Genomic DNA, 3982 nt, shown 5'->3' with positions numbered 1-3982 from the left:
TGGCTACCCATAAACGCAAAAAGCGTTTAAGAAAAAACAGGCATAAAAAGAAATAAGGGACATTGTCCTTTATTTGCTTTGCTTTATAGCGTTGATATACGCTATATTTGTTTTTTACCCTATAATTAATATTCGGCATTTACCGTTTTAAGAAATGGAGTAGCAGTTGATAAAAGAATTAATTATCGATTCATCCCCAAGCGGGGCTACTATTGCATTAGTACAGGATAAACAACTTGTAGAGCTTCATAAAGAGCAGATCACCAATAATTATACCGTTGGTGATATTTATCTGGGTCGTATAAAAAAAATTATGCCCGGTTTAAATGCCGCCTTTGTGGATGTTGGTTATGAGAAGGATGCATTTTTGCATTACCTGGATCTTGGTCCGCAGGTACAAAGCCTGCTTAAACTGACCAAGCAAGTGCGTGGTGGAGGGTACCAGTCAAAGCTGTTAGATAATTTTAAGCTGGAAGAAGATATAAGTAAGGGTGGTAAGATCTCTGAAATATTAAATAAGAACCAGCTTATACCCGTGCAAATAGCAAAGGAACCTATATCAACAAAGGGGCCTCGCTTAAGTTCGGATATGTCTATTGCAGGCAGGTACGTAGTATTAGTACCTTTTTCTGAAGTTATCTCTATCTCAAAAAAGATAAAGAGCAACACGGAGCGTAATCGCTTGCGCAAAATTGTGGAAAGCATAAAGCCTAAACACTTTGGCGTAATTATACGTACCGTATCTGAAGGCAAGGGTGTTGCAGAGATGCAAAAGGACCTGCTTGACCTGGTATCCAGATGGGAAGCATTTATTACCCGCCTGCCATCGGTTGAGCCGGGTAAAAAGGTATTGGGCGAAATTGGTCGTACGTCAACCATATTGCGCGACATATTAAACCCCGATTTTCAGCATATCTATTTAAATGATCCTTCGTTGTATGAGGAAATACGCTCATACGTGCATGAAATATCGCCCGACCTGGAGAGCATTGTTAAGCTGCATAAACACAAGGAGCCTATTTTTGAGCATCACGGTGTTGATAAGCAAATAAAAGGTGCTTTTGGTAAAACAGTAAATCTGGCAGGCGGCGCCTACCTGGTTATTGAGCATACCGAAGCACTGCATGTTATTGACGTTAACAGCGGCAACCGCACCGCCAATAAAGAGAACCAGGAAGAAAACGCCTTTATGGTTAATAAAGAGGCCGCTAAAGAGATTGCCCGCCAGTTGCGCCTGCGCGATATGGGTGGTATTGTAGTGGTTGACTTTATTGATATGCACAAACCAAACAACCGCAAGGACCTGTTTGACTATTTAAAAGCCGAAATGGCGCATGACCGTGCAAAGCATACCATTTTGCCGCCAAGTAAATTTGGGCTGGTACAAATTACCCGCCAACGTGTTAGGCCCGAAATGAACATTGTTACTACCGAAGTTTGCCCGGCTTGCGGCGGCACCGGTACTATACGTCCAACTATTTTATTGCTGGATGATATTGAAAATAACTTTAATTACATATTAACCGAGCAAAACGAAAAAGGTATTAATCTTTGCGTGCACCCTTACATTGAGGCCTACATTAAAAAAGGATTAATTACCCGCCAAATGAAATGGTTGGTTAAGTATAACCAATGGATAAAAGTTAAAAGCAACCCGGCTTACCAGATAACGGAGTTTCATTTCTTTAACGCTAAGGACGAAGAGATTAAATTATAGATGTGCAGATACAAAGATGTGCAGATGCTTAGCGTTTGCACATTTTTTGTTTTAGGGATTTTTTAGTTGAATAAAGGCCGGTGCTTTTTACAATTTGAGCGACTTTTCCTGATACTGCTTTCCCTTTATTTTTGGCAACGGCAATCTTATCCGTTGCGTATGCGGCGGGTACCCATTCTAAAACCAATTTCTTATCCATAACCTAAGCTATTAAAAATGCTATATTAGTACAAACCTAAATTGAGATGCGGAATATAAAATATTTCCTTTTGCTTGTACTATTTGCCGCTTGTAATAAGCCGGTTCCTAGGAATAATGAGATAACTAAAATTGAGTTTGCAAAGATAGGAACATGGCTTGACAGGGGAGCCGCTATTAGAATTGATAGTTCGTTAGAATATAATTATTATCGTGGCGCATCTACTGCTAAAGATGGCAAATACTACAAAGGAAAAATAACTCAAGCCTATTGGGATACTATAAATAAAAAGCTTGAAGAATTAAAGTATAAAACATTAGATACAACGGAGCATTTTGGTATGGTTGATGGCTCCGCTTATGAAATAATTATTACCTGGAAAAATGGAAAGAGGCGCATTACACGGGAGCGGGATAATAAGCAGGATTCAATTTTGATGACATTTGATTGGATAAACAATACCTATAAAAATGTAAAACTGCATCCAAGTAATGACTCGCTAAAATTCGAAACTACTTACCAACTTCCACCACCAACCCCTAAAACTGATCAAGTAAAATTCCCACCACCGAACGTTAAATACTAATTTTTTTAGTAATTTTATTTGCCAATCCCAAATTAATCTGCACATTTGCTTAATCGTAAATCGTAATTCTGAAATCGTAAATCAAATTGGCTAAAACTAAGATCGCATATTTTTGCCAAAGCTGTGGCTTTGAATCGGCTAAGTGGCTGGGCAAATGCCCGTCATGCCAGCAATGGAACACTTTTGTAGAGGAGATACTGGAAAAACCCAATACCTCAGTACCTATGTGGAAAGTTTCGGCCAATACTACACAGCAGCGTGCCAATAAACCGGTTGAGGTATCAGAGATCACCTTTAGCGAAGAACAACGCCTACTAACCCCCGATAAAGAATTTAACCGCGTATTAGGTGGCGGCATTGTGGCCGGCTCATTGGTATTAATTGGCGGCGAGCCGGGTATAGGTAAATCAACCCTGATGCTGCAACTGGCGTTGAACATGCCCAATCAAAAGGTATTATATATATCAGGCGAGGAAAGTGATAAGCAGATAAAAATGCGGGCGGAAAGATTAGCCCCCCTACCCCCTGAAGGGGGAGTAATATCAGGTGGCGCAAATCAAGCACCCCCTTTAGGGGGCGGGGGGGGCAAAGGCTGCTTTATACTCACTGAAACTTCTACCCAAAACATATTTAAACAAATAGAAGAACTGCAGCCGGATATTGTGATCGTAGATTCGATACAAACCCTGCACTCCGCGCATATCGAATCTACCCCGGGCAGTGTATCGCAGGTGCGGGAGTGTACAGCGGAGCTGCTTCGCTTTGCTAAAGAGAGCGCTACCCCGGTGTTTTTAATTGGCCATATCACCAAGGATGGTATGATAGCCGGCCCTAAAATACTGGAGCACATGGTTGATACCGTTTTACAGTTTGAGGGCGACAGGCACCATGTTTACCGCATATTGCGCACCATTAAAAACAGGTTTGGATCGGCGTCCGAACTGGGTATTTATGAAATGCTGGGCGAGGGTCTGCGCGAGGTATCAAACCCATCCGAAATATTGTTATCGCAGCGCGATGAACCGCTGAGTGGTATCACCATATCAGCTACTTTAGAGGGCATGAGACCCATGCTGATTGAAACCCAGGCTTTGGTAAGCATATCGCCTTATGGCACGCCACAGCGTACCGCTACCGGCTTTGATACCAAACGCATGAGCATGCTGTTGGCCGTGTTAGAAAAACGTTGTGGTTTTAAACTGGGCATTAAAGATGTATTTTTAAATATAACCGGCGGCATAAGGGTTGAGGACCCGGCTATTGATCTTGGGCTGGCCGCTGCCATCATATCCTCGCATGAGGATATACCTATCCCTTTTAAAACCTGCTTTGCCGGCGAGATAGGCCTATCCGGCGAGATACGTGCCGTAAACCGCATTGAACAACGTATTGCCGAAGCGCAGAAACTGGGTTTTGAGCAGATATTTATTTCTAAATATAACCTGCCTTCGTCCGCGCAGGATAAAAAGCGAATGGACCT

4 protein-coding genes are annotated in these 3982 nt (G+C 42.1%); 3 read left to right on the top strand and 1 reads right to left on the bottom strand.

Going from position 1 to position 3982, the window contains the following annotated elements; translation table 11 throughout:
- Nucleotides 1–166 precede the first annotated feature (166 nt).
- A complete protein-coding gene (locus ABI367_RS02695) occupies nucleotides 167–1717 on the top strand; it encodes an Rne/Rng family ribonuclease (protein ID WP_462228265.1) in 1551 nt (516 codons plus the stop codon).
- A gap of 28 nt (nucleotides 1718–1745) precedes the next feature.
- On the opposite strand, the gene ABI367_RS02690 is transcribed toward ABI367_RS02695, so the two are convergent.
- On the bottom strand, nucleotides 1746–1916 hold the full coding sequence (locus ABI367_RS02690; RefSeq protein WP_462228264.1) for a hypothetical protein: 171 nt from the start codon (nucleotides 1914–1916) through the stop codon (nucleotides 1746–1748).
- Between the two features lie 46 nt (nucleotides 1917–1962).
- On the opposite strand from ABI367_RS02690, the gene ABI367_RS02685 reads away from it, so the two are divergent.
- Nucleotides 1963–2502 carry a hypothetical protein gene (locus ABI367_RS02685; protein WP_462228263.1) on the top strand — a complete coding sequence of 180 codons (540 nt, stop codon included), beginning with the start codon at nucleotides 1963–1965 and terminating at the stop codon, nucleotides 2500–2502.
- Between the two features lie 86 nt (nucleotides 2503–2588).
- Nucleotides 2589–3982, top strand: a 1394-nt coding sequence (gene radA / locus ABI367_RS02680; protein WP_462228262.1) for a DNA repair protein RadA, incomplete at its 3' end; no start/stop codon positions are given.

Origin of the sequence: Mucilaginibacter sp., from assembly GCF_039935595.1 — a bacterium.
Taxonomy (GTDB): Bacteria; Bacteroidota; Bacteroidia; order Sphingobacteriales; family Sphingobacteriaceae; genus Mucilaginibacter.
This window is presented reverse-complemented; position numbering and strand designations above follow the sequence as displayed.